General features: G+C 59.3%; 16 protein-coding genes. 11 read left to right on the forward strand and 5 right to left on the reverse strand.

Annotated features, from left to right (window positions below; translation table 11 throughout):
• Positions 1-27 precede the first annotated feature (27 nt).
• From AC1RDQ_RS08005 to AC1RDQ_RS08025, 5 genes are all read left to right on the forward strand, one after another.
• Positions 28-2,559 (forward strand): efflux RND transporter permease subunit, encoded by a 2,532-nt coding sequence (locus tag AC1RDQ_RS08005; RefSeq protein ID WP_057715113.1) that lies wholly within the window; start codon positions 28-30, stop codon positions 2,557-2,559.
• Positions 2,560-2,606: 47 nt separating this feature from the next.
• Positions 2,607-3,578 (forward strand): VOC family protein, encoded by a 972-nt coding sequence (locus AC1RDQ_RS08010; protein ID WP_057715112.1) that lies wholly within the window; start codon positions 2,607-2,609, stop codon positions 3,576-3,578.
• Entirely contained in the window at positions 3,575-4,393 is an 819-nt protein-coding gene (locus tag AC1RDQ_RS08015) for an enoyl-CoA hydratase/isomerase family protein (protein WP_057715111.1), read from the forward strand. The genes AC1RDQ_RS08010 and AC1RDQ_RS08015 overlap by 4 nt, the downstream gene beginning before the upstream one ends.
• A gap of 33 nt (positions 4,394-4,426) precedes the next feature.
• A complete protein-coding gene (locus tag AC1RDQ_RS08020; RefSeq protein ID WP_057715110.1) occupies positions 4,427-5,248 on the forward strand; it encodes an SDR family NAD(P)-dependent oxidoreductase in 822 nt (273 codons plus the stop codon).
• Between the two features lie 97 nt (positions 5,249-5,345).
• Positions 5,346-6,947 carry a phytoene desaturase family protein gene (locus AC1RDQ_RS08025; protein WP_057715109.1) on the forward strand — a complete coding sequence of 534 codons (1,602 nt, stop codon included), beginning with the start codon at positions 5,346-5,348 and terminating at the stop codon, positions 6,945-6,947.
• Positions 6,948-7,033: 86 nt separating this feature from the next.
• Here AC1RDQ_RS08025 and AC1RDQ_RS08030 read toward each other — a convergent pair whose 3' ends face one another.
• A complete protein-coding gene (locus AC1RDQ_RS08030; protein WP_057715108.1) occupies positions 7,034-7,699 on the reverse strand; it encodes a TetR/AcrR family transcriptional regulator in 666 nt (221 codons plus the stop codon).
• A gap of 173 nt (positions 7,700-7,872) precedes the next feature.
• Between AC1RDQ_RS08030 and AC1RDQ_RS08035 the strand changes: the two genes are divergently transcribed.
• The 5 genes from AC1RDQ_RS08035 (at position 7,873) to AC1RDQ_RS08055 (ending at position 12,894) form a co-directional block, all read left to right on the forward strand.
• A complete protein-coding gene (locus AC1RDQ_RS08035; RefSeq protein WP_198530242.1) occupies positions 7,873-9,150 on the forward strand; it encodes a cytochrome P450 in 1,278 nt (425 codons plus the stop codon).
• A 51-nt stretch (positions 9,151-9,201) separates the two neighbouring features.
• On the forward strand, positions 9,202-10,233 hold the full coding sequence (locus AC1RDQ_RS08040) for a hypothetical protein (RefSeq protein WP_020798226.1): 1,032 nt from the start codon (positions 9,202-9,204) through the stop codon (positions 10,231-10,233).
• 150 nt (positions 10,234-10,383) lie between these two features.
• A complete protein-coding gene (locus AC1RDQ_RS08045; RefSeq protein WP_057715107.1) occupies positions 10,384-11,172 on the forward strand; it encodes an SDR family NAD(P)-dependent oxidoreductase in 789 nt (262 codons plus the stop codon).
• A gap of 45 nt (positions 11,173-11,217) precedes the next feature.
• The gene (locus AC1RDQ_RS08050; RefSeq protein WP_057715106.1) at positions 11,218-12,519 is read left to right on the forward strand and encodes an MFS transporter; all 1,302 of its coding nucleotides are present in this window, start codon (positions 11,218-11,220) and stop codon (positions 12,517-12,519) included.
• A 24-nt stretch (positions 12,520-12,543) separates the two neighbouring features.
• Positions 12,544-12,894, forward strand: a complete 351-nt coding sequence (locus tag AC1RDQ_RS08055) for a nuclear transport factor 2 family protein (protein WP_057715105.1) — start codon at positions 12,544-12,546, stop codon at positions 12,892-12,894.
• Positions 12,895-12,950: 56 nt separating this feature from the next.
• On the opposite strand, the gene AC1RDQ_RS08060 is transcribed toward AC1RDQ_RS08055, so the two are convergent.
• The 4 genes from AC1RDQ_RS08060 to AC1RDQ_RS08075 all read right to left on the reverse strand — a co-directional run bounded on the left by AC1RDQ_RS08060 (position 12,951) and on the right by AC1RDQ_RS08075 (position 16,736).
• Complete coding sequence (locus tag AC1RDQ_RS08060) at positions 12,951-13,784, reverse strand: oxidoreductase (protein WP_057715104.1); 834 nt, start codon at positions 13,782-13,784, stop codon at positions 12,951-12,953.
• Positions 13,785-13,870: 86 nt separating this feature from the next.
• A complete protein-coding gene (locus tag AC1RDQ_RS08065; RefSeq protein ID WP_057715103.1) occupies positions 13,871-15,106 on the reverse strand; it encodes an NAD(P)/FAD-dependent oxidoreductase in 1,236 nt (411 codons plus the stop codon).
• 20 nt (positions 15,107-15,126) lie between these two features.
• On the reverse strand, positions 15,127-15,447 hold the full coding sequence (locus AC1RDQ_RS08070; RefSeq protein ID WP_057715102.1) for a 2Fe-2S iron-sulfur cluster-binding protein: 321 nt from the start codon (positions 15,445-15,447) through the stop codon (positions 15,127-15,129).
• 26 nt (positions 15,448-15,473) lie between these two features.
• Positions 15,474-16,736: an MFS transporter gene (locus AC1RDQ_RS08075; RefSeq protein WP_057715101.1), complete on the reverse strand. Its 1,263-nt coding sequence runs from the start codon at positions 16,734-16,736 to the stop codon at positions 15,474-15,476.
• Between the two features lie 362 nt (positions 16,737-17,098).
• Here AC1RDQ_RS08075 and AC1RDQ_RS08080 point away from each other — a divergent pair, with 362 nt between their 5' ends.
• Positions 17,099-17,335 (forward strand): ferredoxin, encoded by a 237-nt coding sequence (locus AC1RDQ_RS08080; protein ID WP_057715100.1) that lies wholly within the window; start codon positions 17,099-17,101, stop codon positions 17,333-17,335.
• Positions 17,336-17,352: the final 17 nt, after the last annotated feature.

The following is a 17,352-nucleotide window of genomic DNA, read 5'->3' on the forward strand; positions in this document are numbered from 1 at the left end:
GCACGATTCCCCTACGAGAAAGAAAAAATGGTCGAGCAAAAATTCAACAGCGGGATGCCAGTGATTGCCAACCTGGAGGACTTTGACAAGAGCTCCGGAGGCTGGTTTGAACGGGTGATTTTCCGGCATCGCATGTTGGTCGTCATTGCCTGCTTGCTCGCCACCGTGGTGTTGGGCTTCTTTGCTACACGGCTGCAAGTGAATGCCAGCTTCGAGAAAATGATCCCCAGCTCCAGCCCCTATATCAAGAATTACCTGGCCTATAAAGACCAGCTTCCGGGGTTGGGTAACAGCATTCGCGTGGTGGTCGAAAACAAGACCGGTGATATCTACGACGCCGACTACTTGCTGGCGCTGCAGAAGGTCAACGACACCCTGTACCTCATCCCGGGTATCGACCGTTCCTGGATGAAGTCGCTGTGGATGCCCATCGTCCGCTGGAAAGAAGTGACGGAGGAGGGCATCGATGGCGGTGCGGTGATGCCTTCCGATTACGACGGCAGCGACAAGTCGATCAAGGCCCTGCGCCGCAACATCATGCGCGCCGGCATTGTCGGCAACCTGGTGGCCAACGACAGCCAGTCGAGCATGATTGTCGCGCCGTTGCTCGATACCAATCCGCAGACCGGTAAACCACTGGACTACGGGGATTTCTCCAAGCAACTGGAAGCACAGATTCGCTCACTGGAAAGCGACAAGGTCGGCATCCATATCGTCGGCTTCAGCAAGCTGGTCGGCGACCTGATCGACGGCCTGTATTCGGTGATGCTGTTCTTTGGCGCCTCCGTGGTGATTGCCGGGCTGTTCGTCTATTTCTACACCCGTTGCCTGCGCAGCACTTTGTTGCTGGTAAGCGTGGCAGTGGCGGGCGTGGTGTGGCTGCTGGGCTTGATGCAAATCCTCGGCTACGAACTGGACCCGTATTCGATTCTGGTGCCGTTCCTGATTTTTGCCATCGGCATTTCCCATGGCACGCAGAAGATGAACGGCATCCTTCAGGACATTGGCCGTGGCACCCATAAATACATTGCCGCGCGCTATACCTTCCGCCGTTTGTTCCTCACGGGTCTTACCGCACTGCTGACCAATATCGTTGGTTTTGCCGTGCTGGTGATCATCGATATCCCGGTGATCCGCGACCTGGCCCTGACCACCAGCATCGGCGTCGCCGTGCTGATTTTCACCAAGTTGCTGCTGATTCCGGTGGCGCTGTCCTATCTGGGCGTCAGTGAAAAAGCTGCGCGTATCGCCATCGCCAAAGACCAGGCCGGCGCAGAAAACAAAGGTTTTCTGGGGCGTCTGTGGAGCGGCCTCGACCGGTTCACCGAACGGCCGATGGCCACCGCGGTGATCGCCGTGTCGCTGCTGGTGACCCTGGCGGGTAGCGTAGTGATGATGCATCTCAAGGTCGGTGACCTGGACCCCGGTGCGCCGGAGTTGCGAGCGGATTCGCGCTATAACCGCGATAACGCCTACATCACCAGTCATTACGGGCTTTCCAGTGACCAGTTCGTGGTCATCATGAAGACCAATGAAGACAGCTGCCGCCTGTACCAGTCGCTGCAAAGCATGGACAAGCTGGCCTGGCGCCTGCGTCAGACACCAGGTGTACAAACCACCCAGTCGCTGGCAGAAACCGTACGGATGATCAGCTCCGGCATGGCCGAAGGCAGCCCGAAATGGCTGAGTATCAGCCGTGACCAGGCGATCACCAACTCGGCGGTGGATGCGGCGATGATTTCCGCCCCGGGGATCACCAACCAGCAGTGCTCGGTGACCCCGATGATTGCCTATCTGGCTGACCACAAGGCCGACACCCTGAGCCGGGTCTTGCAGGTCTCCGAAGAATTCGCCAAGGAAAACAACAGTGTCGTCGGCGCTGAACAGCCGGTGGAGTTCCTCTTGGCTGCGGGTAATGCCGGCATCGAGGCCGCCACCAACATCGAGGTGGAGAAGGGCATCATCACCATGTACCTGGCGGTGTATGGTGCCACGGCATTGCTCTGCCTGCTGACCTTCCGCAGCTGGCGCGCAACCCTGGTGGCGCTGATTCCGTTGCTGATGACCACGATCATCTGCAAGGCGTTGATGGTCTGGTTGGGAATCGGCCTCAAGGTGGCCACCTTGCCGGTCATCGCCGTGGGTGTTGGTGTGGGTGTGGACTACGCGCTGTATCTGCTCAGTGTGCAACTGGCGGTGCAGGAGCGTGGTGGCAGCCTGGCGGTGGCTTATCGCCGCTCGCTGGACTTCACCGGCCGTGTGGTCGCACTGGTGGGCCTGACCATGGCGGCCGGGGTGATTACCTGGGCCTGGTCGCCGATCAAGTTCCAGGCCGACATGGGCATCCTGCTGACCTTCATGTTCCTCTGGAACATGCTCGGTGCACTGGTGTTGATCCCGGCCCTGTCGCATTACCTGCTAAATCCCAAGGGCAACTCCAAGGCCGGAGTGACCTTGGACCTCGAAGACGCCCGCGCGCAGCAGGAACCGCGTAAGCCCGCAGCCGGCGCACCGACCCACTCATTGACTGAGCTCGCCTTACCCCGGCGTGCCCTCTGACTAATAGCCGGGCACAGGCCCAGGCTGGCAATTGCAAGGAGAGAAGTATGTTCGAGTTACTGATGAGTGCCGACATGATGGTTCCGGACCCGGACGGCATGACGGAAATGTTGGTCGACAAGCTCGGGATCTACAAGCACGAACGCTGGCGCCAGGCGTTCGACAATCACCCGTACATCGCGCATTTTCTGCGGGTACACAAATCCCTGGCGGTGTCGCCAACGCGCATCGAACCGCAGTGGCACCTGGATCGGCCGAACCCCGGCGACCCGTTGTTCCATGACTTTCTGGAAAGCCTGAAAGATTTCCAGGGTCATCATCGGCCGATGATCACTCACTCCATCGTGCTGGCCCTGCACGGGGACAAGTTCGACGCACTGGTGGACAAACTGATGCGCCGGCGCTTGCCGTTCCGCATGGCACAGCGCACCCCGGAAATGCCGTTCGACCGTCTGTGGCTGGGTGCTACTCCCGAGCAGCCGTACTACCAGCCATCCGTGGACGGTGGCCTGTGCATTGAAATCATGCCGACCGAGCCATTGCAGATGCCGCCGGAAACCTACCAGTTGCCACCGGTGCAACCACGCGATCTCAAACCCGGCGACATGGTACGCGTGACGGCCCGTGGCTTCCTGGTCCGTGACCTTGATGAAACCTTGCGCAAGGTATCGACCAACCTCGACTGGGAACCGAGCGGTCCGGTGGAGAACATCCGCAGCGAAGGCTACCGCCGTGCGCGCATGGGGTTCACCGTGCCCAACAGTGCCACCCTCGATGTACTCGAGGCGACCTATTGGAACACCGACGCCGGTCACTACGTCAATAACTGGGGTCCGGGTCCGTATTACATCCGTATTGGTGTCAATGACCTGGCTGCCAAGGCGGAAGATCTGCGTGCGCGCGGCACCCGGTTCCAGTGGATCGAGTCCTCGGAGGCCGTGGGTGGTCGTCCATTGATCAAGATCGATCCACAAGAACTCAATGGTCAGGTCTTCGAGTTCGAGGAGTGCCCTGCATGAGTACAGCGCAAAACCAGCAGCCTCCCGTGCTGATCAACGATGCGGTGCGCCTGGAGCGCGATGCCATGGTGGGCTGGGTGGTACTGACCCGTCCCCGGCAGATCAACGCCATCAACGACGAGATCCGCCAAGGCGTGCCGCAGGCACTGGCGTTGTTGCAGCAGGACCCGGACATTCGCGTGATCGTGATTCGCGGGGAAGGCGACCGGGGCTTTTGTGCGGGCGCCGATATCAAGGAACGCCGCGGCCCCGAGTCCAGCTTGCAAGTTCGCCAGCGCATGGAAAACGTACGCTGGATCGAAACCCTCGACGGCATCACCAAGCCGGTGATCGCCGCCATTCATGGCTACTGCATGGGTGGCGGGCTGGAATTGGTGCTGGCGTGCGACATCCGTTTCGCCGCTCCCGATGCCGTGTTCGCCTTGCCGGAAACCGGTCTGGGGCTGATCCCCGGTGGCGGCGGCACACAACGACTCTCCCGAGTGGTGGCACCGGGTCAGGCACTGGACATGTTGCTCACCGGTGACCGTGTGGGCGCCGAGCAGGCGCAGCGCATTGGTCTGGTCAGTCGACTGGCCAGTGACAGTGCCAACCTTGTGCAAGAAGTGCGGGCTTTTGCCCAGCGCATCGCCAGTAAGCCACCCACCGCGTCCGCCTTTGTCAAACAGGCTGCGCGGGCGGCACTGGAAATGGATCTCAAGCGTGGCTTGGACCTGGAGCTTGATCTGTTCGCCTTGTTGGCCCCGACCAAGGACGCTCGCGAAGCGGCCCAGGCTTTCAGCGAACGGCGCGAACCGCGTTTTACCGGCGAATAAAACGCCACTCCCTAAAACAAAAAGGATAAGGGCATGAGTACAGGAAAACTGGCAGGACGAGTGGCCATTATTACCGGCTCCGGTGGCGGCCTGGGCGCCGAATGCGCACGGGTACTGGCATCGCATGGCGCGAGTATTGCCGTGGTCGATATCAATTTCGAAGGGGCGACAGCCGTTGCCCAATCCTTGGTCGCCGAGGGCCATCAGGCCTTGGCGATTGCCACCGATGTGTCCTCGGAAGACGACGTGCGGGCAATGGTTGCCCAGGTGAAAGAGCGTTTTGGCCGTATCGACATCTTGCACAACAACGCGGCGATCCTGAATGCCGAGCAACGCCAGCTGGACCGCGATTTCGTCAACCTCGACATGCAGGCCTGGGACCGCGCCATCGCCGTCAACCTGCGTGGCGCCGTGCTGTGCACCAAGCATGTGATTCCGGTGATGCTGGAGAACGGCAAGGGCTCGATCATCTTCGCCACCTCGGGTCTGGGCATGCAGGGCGATATGTCCCTGACCGGCTACGCCACTTCCAAGGCGGGGCTGATGATGCTGCCACGCATGGTGGCCTCGCAGTACGGCAAGCAAGGCATTCGCGGCAACGCCGTGCAGATCGGACTGGCGCCTTCGGAACACGCCATGCCTGAACCCTTGCTCGACATTCTGCGCGACAACCATTGCACCGCCGAGCTGGGCACGCCTCGGCAGATCGCCGATGTGGTGGCGTTCCTGGCCAGTGACGAATCCTCCTTCGTCACGGGTACTACCCTGGTCGCCGACGGTGGTTTCAGCAGCCACACGCCATCCCTGGTTGCGATGCGCGCGTTGTTCGCGCAGATGGGTCGCACCGGCATGTAACGTTTGCCTCGGTGCGCCGTCCGGTGCGCTGGGGCTGTACTTCGCCACCACAGCCGCCGCGCGCCGCCGTGGTTGAATTACGTCATGGAAGCAAGTGATGAATCAGAACCACAAAGCGGGAAATACCGACTTCGATGTGATCGTCGTCGGCGGTGGCACCAATGGCCTTTCGGCTGGCTGTTACCTGGGCATGGAAGGCAAGAAAGTGCTGGTGCTCGAAGCGTTGGACAAGGTCGGCGGCATGGCGTCATCGGGCTATCTGATACCCGAAGCGCCGCAGCACCTGGTCCACCCCTGTGCCCTGGACATGATGTCGATGCGTGTGCATTCCCATGTGCCGGCGGAACTCGGGCTGGAGCGCCACGGTTTCAAATCGGTGGAGCTCGCGCCGGGGTATGTGTATTTGCATCCGGATGGGCAGTCGCTGATTTTCTGGCGTGACCGTGAGAAAACCGCTGCCGAGATTCGTCGCTTCAGCAGCAAGGACGCCGAGGCGTTTCTTGAGTTCATGAAGGTCATCGACATGTTCCTCGACATTGCGCTGCCGATGATGCGCGTCGACCCGGCGAAGACCAACCTGGGTGTGAAGCTGAAGATGCTCGGCACCGCGATCAAACACAAAGCCTTAAAGCCCGAACTGATGGCGCTGATGACCGGGTCCGCGCTGCAGGCCGCGCGTGAGCGCTTCGAGCATCCAGTGACCATTTCCGCGATGTGTGCACTGACCGGTCTGGCGGGTGATATCAGCGCCGATGGCGGTGGCATTTATTACGCCTTGCTCGGTTTCCTCCATCGTTTTGGTGTGGGTCGTGTCCTGGGGGGCATGCAGCAGTTGAGCAACGCCATGCAGGCGCGTCTGGAAGAGCTGGGTGGTCAGGTGCTGGTGTCGGCCAGCGTCAGTGAAATCGTGGCCAAGGATGGCCGGATAAAAGGGGTGAAACTGGCTGATGGTCGCCAGTTCATGGCCCGTGCGGTGATTGCCGGCTGTCACCCCAAGCCTGCGCTGGATATGGTCACCCGTGGTGAAATTCCCCAACACTTGCTCACCCGCATCGCCATGGCACCAGCCAACGGCAAGGGATCGGGACCACTGAAGGTGGATCTTGCCTTGCGCGGGCAGATTTCCGTGCCACGTTTTGCTGCCATTCGCGGCGACGGTGTGGATCTGCGTAAAACCGTGATGTTGATCGGTACCGAAGAGGCGGTGCTGGAAAACTTCGCCGCTTGCGCCCGAGGCGAGGTACCGAAGTTGCCCTACATCACCGTGGCCGCACCGAGCGCCGCCGACCCTTCACAAGCGCCGGCCGGTCAGGACGTGTTGTACATCTACCCTCCGGTGATGCCGGTTAACCCTAACGAAGGCTGGGACGCTTTGCGTGAGCGAGTGGCCGACCAGGTACAGGAACAGCTGTACGACTATATAGAAGGGATCGAAGGGCAGGTGCTAGGCCGACACATCGAGGCCGCACCGGACTTTACCGCGCGCTTGAACACGGTCAATGGCTGCGTGGTGCATATCGACACCACCTCCATGCGCTCAAGCACCATGCGCCCTGCGTACGGTTTGGGCGGCGATACCTTGCCAGTGGCGGGGTTGTATCTGGGCAGTGCCGGCATACATCCCGGTGGTGGGGTCAACGGCATGGCAGGGCGGTTGGCGGCCAAACGGGTGAGCAAGTACCTGCAGAAAAACAGGTAGCGCCAGTACGAGCGTTGAGCTTGTGTGGCGAGTGAACTTGCTCCCTTGCCACGGGTTCAGTGCATCAAGAAAGACGCTGCCAGCGGTTAAACGCTGCCGGCGTTTTTTTCTGCACCCAACGAAATACTCGCCAGGACAAAATCTGCCGAGTACTGGCGCCAGGTGGCCATGCCTTCTGCCGAGTCGGTATCCAGGCCGGCCAGTGCGGACATGGAGTAGCGGTTGGTGAACCAGCCTGTGGTCACCAGCGATGCGCTGGCCAGCAACAGGCGCGGGTTGATGTCCGCACGAAAATCACCACTGGCGGCCCCACGGACCAGGATCGCGTCGAGCTTGGCGATCAGCTTCGGTGCCATTTCAAGAAAATGGTTACGCGGTGTTTCGTGGGTGTCGTGGTAGCGGATGCCTTCCAGCGCCAGGCTGCCGAGGAAGGGGTCAAACCGGTATTGGTCGAAGAAGTGATTGAGCACGGTGCGCATCGCCTGAGGCGGTGGCAGCTCTTCAACCTTGAGGTTGACCAGCTCCGACATGATGTTGTCCGAGGATTCATCCAGTACCGCGACAAACAGCCCTTCCTTGGAGTTGTAGTAGTGGTAGACCAGTTGCTTGGTGACCCCGGCATCCCGGGCTATTTCTTCCACGCGCGCACCGGCCAGGCCTTTCTTGGCGAACTCCACGCGCGCAGCAGCGAGCAGGCGATTCATCGTATTGCGTTTGCCCTGTTCGCCACCTTCTCCTGCCTTCACCGCCACCTCGTACTCCTCCTGTTGAATGGGGTCACACCTTGAAGCATATACCCGGGCGCCATCGTTTGACCCAGAGTCAAACGAAGCGCAGTACCGGTGCAGACACAACCGCATACCATGGATTGGCAGCCGGGCAATCTTGGTGTGCAAGAGCAATAAAAACAAGACAGGAGAACCTGATGAGCAACGAAAGCGCAGCACTGGACCTGGCCACCGCGTATTCCGCCGTATCGGAAATGTATCGCGGTACTGACCTGGATATTCATGCGGTGTGCCGCGAGCAACGGTTGAAGTCACCCATCTATGAAGGCGATTTCATTACTCAATTCGGGGTGCCAACCAATGCCGGTACCCAGCAGGGCACTCGCCCGACCTTCGCCTTGTTCAAATACCAGGACGTGATGACTGTTCTGCGCGATGGTGCGACCTACACCAGCGGCTTTATTGCCGAAGGTCTGGGCGCGTTTTTCGATGGCTTGATCATTCTGGCCATGGACGGTGACGAACACCGCAAGGTGCGCGCCTTGCTGCAACCGGCATTCATGCCCGAGACCGTGAACAAGTGGCGCCCGCAGATCGACCAGGTGATCCGCGAGGAGTACATCCAGCCAATGTTGCCGGCAAAGAAAGCCGACCTGATGAAGTTCGGCCTCGAGCTGCCGATTCGCATCATGTACGCCTTGATGGGCTTCCCCTCGGATGAACCGTCCAAGTACAAACAATATGCGGCCTGGGCCTTGGCCATTGTCGGCGGCAACCAGATCGACCCGAGCAAGATGGTCGAAGCGCGGCGTCAGGCCGGCATCGCCGTCAAGGGTCTTTACGACGCACTGGCCGAGGTCGTGGTGCAACGTCGCGCCGAGGGCAGCCAGGGCGATGACGTGGTCGGTCGTTTGCTGCGCGCGGAATACGAAGGGCGCACGCTGGATGACCATGAAGTGATCACCTTCACTCGCTCGTTGTTGCCGGCGGCCGGGGAAACTACCACGCGCATGTTCGGCTCGGTAATGACCTTGTTGCTCACCACGCCCGGCTTGCTCGAACGCGTCAAGGCCGACCGCTCGCTGATTGGCAAGCTGATGGACGAAACCACCCGTTTTGAACCGGTCGCCACTTTCAAAGTGCGCGAAACCGCCAAGGAAGTGGAATTTCATGGTGTGAAGATCCCCAAAGGTTCATTCGTCCAGTGCATGGTGGTGTCCGCCAACCGCGACGAAGACGCTTTTGAAAACCCGGATGTCTTCGACATCGACCGCAAGCCAAAACCCTCTTTTGGTTTTGGCTTCGGTCCGCACATGTGCATCGGTCAGTTCGTTGCCAAGGTCGAAATCAGCTGCGCGGTCAACGCGATCCTCGATCTGTTCCCCAACTTGCGCCTCGACCCGACCCAGCCCGTCCCGCAGATCGGCGGCGCGCAGTTGCGCGGCGTGTCGACACTCCCGGTGATCTGGGACTGACCCACGATTCCAATCCGTTTCCAGGCCTTGATAAAAACAACAGAGGGCAGTATGAGAACGTTCAAAACCATTCCAGAACGCGGTGATTTCGGCTTCCAGCAACTGGTCGGGCCGCACAAGGTCACTGGCGCTTCGATGTCTGCCGAGCGCGGCTTCTTCGGCCTGCATTTGAGCAAGAGCTCGCCGTTCGGCTCGGTGCGCGATGAACAGGGCAACATCTATTCATTCGTGCGGTCGCTGATGGCGCCCAATGGCACGCCGAACCCGACCAAGTTCTACTACCTGAACAACCACGTCGACAACGTTCACCTGCGCATGGACCACGAAAAAATGGCCCGCCAGGCACTGACGCCACTGCCTGTGCATAGCCTGGAAGGTGATACCGCACGCTGGGCCAGCCAACCGGGTGAAGCCGGTAATGGCTGGGAAATCACGGCCAGCAGCGAACGCCTGACCTGGAAAGAAGAAGGCTTGTTTCATCTCGAAGGTCGTCTGCTCGGACCCGGTTTGCAGTGGTACTTGCCGGGTGTGGAGTGGGGCACCTTTTACGTTTCACAGTTGTGGGATATCGCCGGTGTCTGCGAGGGGCGCCCGGTAAAAGGCGCCATGGCGCTGGACCAGTTCTACATGGCTGAAGGCGGCGCCATCCACTTCAAGAAAGACTTGGTGGTGAACAACAACAAGCATGTGATCTGGTGGTCCTTTGTCACCGTTTATAAAGACGGCACGTGGGATACCGGTTCTTTCATGGTCGGTCACGACCACCTGGGTTACGCCATTTTCAACAATGAAAAAGGCGAGGTGCGGGTCACCACCGATATCGAAGGGCACACCGAGCACAAGGACGGTAGCTACTTTTTGAAGTCGGCCAAAATCGTGCTCGAAGGCAAGGAGGAGTGGGAATTCCTGCCTGACGAGAAGGGCGAAATGATCGACTTCGTTGGCGGTTTCCCGGTCACGGCGCAGCAGGAAGGGCGCTGGCGTCGGGTTGGCGATACCCGCGAGCCTTCGCACTGGCTGGGCTGGGGCGAGTCGGACCGGCGTAACGGCTCGGCCCGTAACGTTCCAGGCAAGGACCTCTAAATCAGTGAACCCCCTGTAGGAGCGAGCCTGCTCGCGAAAAACCTGAGAGCACCGCGGGGCTTCAGGCTTGGCGCGTTATCGTTCAGAAACATCGCGAGCAGGCTCGCTCCCACAAAAAGCCTCAACTAATAACAATAAAGAGGAATCACGATGAAATTCCGCGACAAAGTCGTACTGGTCACCGGTGCCGGTCGAGGCATGGGCCGCGCCATTGCCCTGGCCTATGCCCGTGAGGGCGCCAAAGTGGTGGTGTCGGCACGCACCGCTCGATACGGCGAAGAAACAATCGAGCAAATCAAGGCTCTGGGCGGTGAAGCCTGCCTGGTCGGTGGAGACATCGCCGATCGTGAGGCGATCAAGTCGATGGTGCAGGGCGGCGTAGAACATTTTGGCTCCCTGGATATCGTGGTGCATTGCGCCGCCGACACCAGTCACGGGCTGATCGCCGAAATGGCCGATGACACCTTCGATCACATTGTTCGCAGCAATATCCAGTCGTTGTTCTGGCTGGCCAAGGACAGCGCACCTTACCTGTCCAAAGCAGCCGACAAAGGCCGGCTGATTTACATCTCCTCCGGCGAAGCCAACCGCAAATACACACCACGACTGATTGCCTATAGTTCGAGCAAAGCATTCATGAATGCGTTCGCCCGTGGTTTGGCGGTGGAGTTCGGCGCCATGAATATCCTGGTCAACGTCGTCGAACCTGGGCTGATTGGCACTGACCACATGCTGGAAACCCTGGGCAATGAACTGCCGCACAAACTCGCCGCACACTTCCCGGTTGGGCGCCTGGGCGAGTCCGCTGATATTGCCAATGCCGTGATGTTTCTCACTTCCAACGAGGCCTCCTATATCACCGGCACGTCGTTGTTGGTGGATGGTGGCGCCACCATGATCGCGCTGCCCAAAGTCGAAGAAATCCTCAAGGGCCACTAATCATGTCGCGCGTCCGCGATGGCGGCCCGCGCCGGGAGTCAGGTCATGACAATTGAGACACGCAACAGCAGCAATACCGCCCACGGTGGCAATGATTTCTCCGAGTTCAAGCGCGGCTGGCGCGTGGTACTGCTGGGTCTGTTTGGCATCTGCACCAGCCTTTCCGCTGCGCTGCTGTATGCCTTCGGCACCCTGGTTATTCCGCTGGAGCAGGCCTTCGGCTGGAGCCGTGGCGACTTGCAGGCTTCGATCACCTTCCTGTTCGCCGGTGTGGCGATTTCTACGCAGTTGGTCGGCTGGCTCTACCGCCGTTTCGGTTTGCGTCGAGTGGCGATTGTTTCGATCGTGCTGCAGATCGTCGGTTATTTTGCGATCACCCAAATTCAGGGCTCGATTGGTTGGTTGTACCTGGCGTTTTTCAGCATGCCGATCGTCTGTGCCGGCACCATTGCGATCACCTGGACGCAATTGGTCAACCTCTGGTTCGAGCGCAACCGGGGTCTGGCGCTGGCAGTGATTCTATGTGGAACCGGGCTGGTGGCGATGATTCTGCCGCCGCTACTGTCGCGGTTGATTGCCGTCTATGGCTGGCAGGCGGGTTTTATTGCATTGGGGGCGATGCCGCTGCTGTTTACGCTGCCCTTGTCTTTGATGTGGTTGCGCATGCCGGCGCCGCACGCCAGCACTGAAGCGACGACACAGAAGGAACTCCCGGAACTGGCCGGCATGTCCTTCCAACAAGCGTTGCGCTCCGGGAAATACTGGGGCTTTAACATCGCGCTGATCCTTTCGGTATCGTTGACCGTAGGCATGGTGACCAACATGGTGCCGATGTTGCAAAGCAAAGGCTTGAGCGGCCAGCAAGCCAGCCAGATATTCAGTACCTTTGGTATTTCCATCATCGGCGGGCGTCTGTTGGTGGGCTACATGCTCGACCGCTTTTCACCTTCTCTGGTGGCTGCGGTGAGCCTGGCACTGCCTGCGCTGGGCTGCGCGATCTTTCTCTTTGGCGGGGCGCAGAGCACACCGTTAATGGTGCTTGCCACTCTTTGTATCGGCGCAAGTGCCGGGGCTGAATTCGATCTGGCGGCATTCCTGATGGCACGTTATTTCGGCCTGAAAGACTACGCGCGTATCTTCGGTTTGCACCTGTGCCTGATCACCATTGCTGCCGGGCTGGTGCCCATGTTGTTCGGCCATCTTTACGATACTTACGGCAGTTATTCGGCGGTGCTGGTGTGCTGTTTCTGCTGCGCCATTATCGGCCCGAGCATTTTGTTGTGGTTGAAGATGGAACCGGCATTTCTGGCGCTTCAGCACACTCTACAACAACGGCAACACGCCTGAACCCCACCCGAGGACGAACGTGATATGAGCATGGACAAACACGCAATCGAGCACTTCCTGCACGGCCAGATCGACTGCTGGAACAAAGGCGATAAAGAGGGCTTTTTTGCACATTACCGCAGCGTCTCGGCCAATGGCTTGAGTATCGAATACGTCGGCAAACCACAGCACGATGCCTGGCAGGTCCTGGAAGGCATGTGGGCGCAACAGCAACCGAAGATTCGCGTCGAGGTGCGGCAGTGCATCGTTAATGGCAACGAAGCCGCGTGCCATCACCTGAATGCCTTTCGCGAGCAGGAAGGCGGCATCGAAACAATCGAGTTGTATCGGTTCGAAGAAGGGCAGTTGTTTGTGCGTTATTTCATCAACCAGTAAGGGTTGATCGCCCGGGTGCGCACAGCCTTGTCATAAAGGTTGTGCGCACTGGCGGCTTATACACCGTCGGTGGAATAGGAAAGCTGTCGCCACAGCTCGATTTGCGCGAGCATATTGTTGAGCTTGTTGCTGACTTGCAGGTAAGCGTCGGAGCCGGCCAGGTAACGCAACGGCGGATGTTCACTGTTAACCAGGTGAACCAGCGCGTCTCCCAGTTTCGCCGGGTTGCCGGTTTGCTGGTGGTTGTAGGCGGCCGAAGCGCCTTTGACCTTGGCCGTGAGTGCGGCGTAATCCTCCAGCCCACGGGTACCAAAGACAGCGGAGCTGGGGTCGAGGAAGTCGGTACGGAAAACCCCGGGTTCCACTAGCGTTACCTTGATGCCGAACTGCGCCACTTCCAGGCTCAGGGATTCGGAAAAACCCTCCACGGCAAATTTCGACGCGCAGTACAGCGCCGCACCGCCCATCCCCACCACACCGCCCATTGAGGACACGTTGAATACGTGACCACTGCGTTGCGCACGCATGACGGGCAACACGGCACGGCAGACGTTGAAGACACCAAACACGTTGGTCGCGAACTGGCTGTCGGCTTCACTGGCAAGATTGTCTTCAAAGGGTGCCAGTTGCCCATAGCCGGCGTTGTTGACCAGCACATCGATTCGGCCAAATCGCGCGACGGCAGTCTCTACGGCAGTCAGTGCCTGGGCTTCGTTGGTCACATCCAGGGCCACCGCCAAAACGCGCTCACCGAACTCGGCGAAGGCATCTTCCAGTGGTTCGATACGTCGGCCACTGACCACCACGCGGTCACCGTCAGCCAAGGCGGCTTTGGCAATGGCGGCGCCCAAGCCTCGGGCGGCACCGGTAATAAACCAGACTTTGTTCATTGCATCGCTCCAGTCGTTATGCAAAAAAAAAGCCGCGTCAGCTCGGAGGCGGGCGCGGCTGCGGGTTTTACCTGTCCATGCGGCGCTCAGTCGCGGTTGGCCGCTTCCCAGGCTTTCAGGTCGAAACCGTCAGCGGCGGCTTCGGCTGCCGACAACTTGGGCGCGCGGGCGAGAATCTTGCGCGCGGCCATGTGATCGCCCATGCGATTGCAGGATTCAACGGCTACCAGGCGGTCATTGCGGAAACACAGCACGGAAAGTTGTTTGTCTTGGGGAGACCCGAGGACAACAGTGCTGTCGTAGCCGTTGGAGAGTCCGGCAATCTGTAGTTTCAGGTCACCCTGATCGGTCCAGAACCAGGGCAGGGCGCCGTAAGGCGCCGGTTTACCCATCAACCGTGCGGCCACTGCGCGGGCCTGGTCGATGGCGTTCTGCACCGACTCGAGACGCGTGTGCTGTTCATCGTTTTGCAGGCACGGGAAACTGGCGACATCGCCCAATGCGGAAATTCGCGGGTCAGAGGTGAGCAGGTTGGCGTCGACCTTGATGCCGTTCTCGATGGCCAGACCCGCTTCGGTTGCCAGTTGGGCATTGGGGATCACACCGATACCAAACACCACGAGGTCGGCAGGCAGGGCACGTCCGTCAGCGGTTTGCACGGCGCAGACCTTGCCGTTGTCGCCATCGATGCGACTCAAGCCCTGGCGGAAGTCGAAATGCACACCCCAGGCTTCATGGGCCTGGCGGAACAACTCCGACATTTCCCGCGACACGGCACGGGCCATTGGCCGCTCGGCCAGTTCCAGCACATGGACATTGGCCCCCTGTGCTGCGGCTACCGCGGCAAACTCCAGACCGATGAACCCGGCGCCGATCACCACCACATTGCGCGCTTCTTTAGCCAGTGGCGCCAAGGCATCGGCATCGGCTTTGGTTTTGATGCCGAATACCTGAGGCAGCTCGGCGCCTGGCACCGGCAGCGGCCGGTTGTGTGCACCCGTGGCCAATACCAGGTGGTCATAGCTGATCGCCTCACCGGAGGCCAACACTACGCGACCGTTCTGGCGGTCAATTGCCGTCGCCTGGTCATGCAGCAGTTCAATGCGTTGGGTGGCATAAAACTCAGCGGGACGGAACAGCAGATTGGTCCCCTGGATCTTGCCGAGCAAGTAGGCCTTGGACAATGGCGGCCGCTGATAGGGTAGGCCTGGCTCATCGCCAATCAGGGTAATGCGCCCGTCATAGCCTTCCTGACGCAAGGAGGCAGCGACCTGAAAACCGGCTTGGCCAGCACCGACGATAACGACTGAGGCGAGGGTCATGTTAGCTCCTTCAAGCGCATTCAGAATTGCGACGACGGCAGGTGCAGGACCATGCCGTCCATCTCTTGGCTGATGATCAACTGGCAGCTCAAGCGGCTGTTGTCACGGCGCTCGAACGCGTATTCGAGCATGTCGTTTTCCATGCCTTCAGCGGCTTGCACCTTGCTCAGCCAGGCCTCGTCGACATAGGTGTGGCAGGTGGCGCAGCTGCAGGCGCCGCCGCAGTCGGCAGGAATGCCCGGCACTGAGGCGAATGTAGCGGCTTGCATCACCGATTGACCTACGTCGCCTTTGACCTGATGGGCCGTGCCGTTGTGTTCGATAAACGTCAAAGTGGGCATGTTCTGCTCCGATTCTTGTTGGGGGCTCAGGATTGACTTGGAATTGTTTGTGCGTTGAAGCGTGGCACTCGCCCCAGGGTCAGCAACAACAAGGGGCCGATCAGGCAGCAAGCAGCGCTGTATACCAGCATCGAGGTATAAGAACCGGTGCGTGCCAGCATGTAGGCGAAGAGCAACGGCGCCAGTGCCGAGGCCACGGTATTCAAGCCCTGATGGACGCCAAACAGACGGCCGTATTCGCGTAAACCGAAGTAGCGGGCGATCAGGAAGGCGGCAATGTCGAACTCTGCCCCGGCGCCGAAACCGACCAGTACGGCCGCCAGCAGCAGGGGGGCAAATTCGTTGGTGGGGCTCAGGTAGATGAAACACCCGATAGCGGGCAGCACGAGGCTGAGCGCAGACACCGCTGGCGGCCATAGCCGATCGAGCAGGTAGCCGATCAACATGCGCCCGAAGATCAGCGAGATACCAAAACCACTGAAGATGGTGGCGGCTTGCGCAGCGGACAAACCTCTGGCTTGCAGCATGGGCACGGTGCTGGTGACCATGCCGACAATCGAAGAAATCACCAGGCCGAGTGCCAGGTTGCAGGTCCAGAATTTCAGCGAGCCCATGCCTTCACGAAAACCCATGCCGGGCAATTGCTCCAGCGCACTGCCGTCATTACGGTTACCCACCGCAGCGGGTAGCTTGAACCACAGCAGAATCAGCGGCAGTAGTACCAGCAGGTTGAGAAGCGCGAGAATCACGAAGGCCGCTCGCCAGTCCCATTGCTCAATGCCCCACGCCATCAGGCGGGGAATGGTGGCGGCAGTGACGCCAGTACCGGACAGCCCGATGGCCAGCGCCAGGCCACGATTTTTGTCGAACCACAGGCTGATCAATTGCGTCCAGGTGACCGCCAGGGCGCCCATGCCGACGATGGGCAGCAACGCAAAGGCAATGTACATCGACCAGATCGATTGGGTCAGTTGAGTGGTCGCCAGGTAGCCGAGCGACAACAACAGCAGGGAAATCACCGTGACGCGCTTCATGCCGTAGCGCAGGTTGAACCAACCCACCAGTTGCAAGGACACCACGGCGCCGCCAAACAGGAAGGTGATGCAGGCCTGCAGTTCGCTTTTACTCCAACCAAAGGCATCGCCCAGTGGTACGACCAGGGTGCCGAAGCCGTAGAGCAGGGCGGCGTTGATGCTGATGGCGACACCGGCGACAGCCAACATCAGGATCTTCCAGCTTTGCCGGAACTCATGAAGATCAATGGCCGCTTCGTTCTTGGACGGGTGCATTCAGTTGGCTTCCTTATAGGTTTTGTTGAGCCAAGCACTGCTTTGGATGGTGATGTGGACCACCGCCAGCAAATTCTTTGAACAGAATCTGGTTTTTTATTCAGAATAAAATCAGAAAATCCCCTTTGTCCAGCACAGCTATCTGACTCAAAGACAAACGAATTTCCTGCGTTGAACCCACCTTTCAATCAATCTGCATCCGGTCGTGTTCAACATCCTGCTGTTTTTTATCCATTTGGATTCCAGACCAGTGTTTTGCGACAGCGGATAGATGGCAGCATATCCGCGTTAAAAATTAATTGCACATAAAATAAAATAGTGTTCATAATTTGCTGAGACTGGACCTGATAAAGGAGACAAAAATGAGTTCAGAAAAAGCGCAATTCAAAGCCGTGGCAGACCGTAGCCGCTGCTGTGGTTATGGTTTGTGTGCCGCGATCTGCCCAAGCCTGTACAAACTTGATGCCGATGGCTTGGTATACATGGACGATGCTCGTGTTCCACCGGAACTGGAGGAGGAGGCCCGTGAAGGGGCTGCCGCCTGCCCGGCGGAGGCCATTTGGCTTGAGCCCATCACCCAGGAAGACGAAGCCGTTTAATGGCGTGAGCGTCAGTC

Source organism: Pseudomonas sp. GW823-FHT02E01, from assembly GCF_058797535.1.

Bases quoted from the DNA above. Each gene is read 5' to 3' on its own strand.
- AC1RDQ_RS08080 (WP_057715100.1), top strand. From the start codon at position 17,099: ATGAGTTCAGAAAAAGCGCAATTCAAAGCCGTGGCAGACCGTAGCCGC.
- AC1RDQ_RS08035 (WP_198530242.1), top strand. From the start codon at position 7,873: ATGAGCAACGAAAGCGCAGCACTGGACCTGGCCACCGCGTATTCCGCC.
- AC1RDQ_RS08040 (WP_020798226.1), top strand. From the start codon at position 9,202: ATGAGAACGTTCAAAACCATTCCAGAACGCGGTGATTTCGGCTTCCAG.
- AC1RDQ_RS08020 (WP_057715110.1), top strand. From the start codon at position 4,427: ATGAGTACAGGAAAACTGGCAGGACGAGTGGCCATTATTACCGGCTCC.
- AC1RDQ_RS08075 (WP_057715101.1), bottom strand. From the start codon at position 16,736: ATGCACCCGTCCAAGAACGAAGCGGCCATTGATCTTCATGAGTTCCGG.
- AC1RDQ_RS08065 (WP_057715103.1), bottom strand. From the start codon at position 15,106: ATGACCCTCGCCTCAGTCGTTATCGTCGGTGCTGGCCAAGCCGGTTTT.
- AC1RDQ_RS08070 (WP_057715102.1), bottom strand. From the start codon at position 15,447: ATGCCCACTTTGACGTTTATCGAACACAACGGCACGGCCCATCAGGTC.
- AC1RDQ_RS08015 (WP_057715111.1), top strand. From the start codon at position 3,575: ATGAGTACAGCGCAAAACCAGCAGCCTCCCGTGCTGATCAACGATGCG.
- AC1RDQ_RS08010 (WP_057715112.1), top strand. From the start codon at position 2,607: ATGTTCGAGTTACTGATGAGTGCCGACATGATGGTTCCGGACCCGGAC.
- AC1RDQ_RS08055 (WP_057715105.1), top strand. From the start codon at position 12,544: ATGAGCATGGACAAACACGCAATCGAGCACTTCCTGCACGGCCAGATC.
- AC1RDQ_RS08060 (WP_057715104.1), bottom strand. From the start codon at position 13,784: ATGAACAAAGTCTGGTTTATTACCGGTGCCGCCCGAGGCTTGGGCGCC.
- AC1RDQ_RS08050 (WP_057715106.1), top strand. From the start codon at position 11,218: ATGACAATTGAGACACGCAACAGCAGCAATACCGCCCACGGTGGCAAT.
- AC1RDQ_RS08045 (WP_057715107.1), top strand. From the start codon at position 10,384: ATGAAATTCCGCGACAAAGTCGTACTGGTCACCGGTGCCGGTCGAGGC.
- AC1RDQ_RS08005 (WP_057715113.1), top strand. From the start codon at position 28: ATGGTCGAGCAAAAATTCAACAGCGGGATGCCAGTGATTGCCAACCTG.
- AC1RDQ_RS08025 (WP_057715109.1), top strand. From the start codon at position 5,346: ATGAATCAGAACCACAAAGCGGGAAATACCGACTTCGATGTGATCGTC.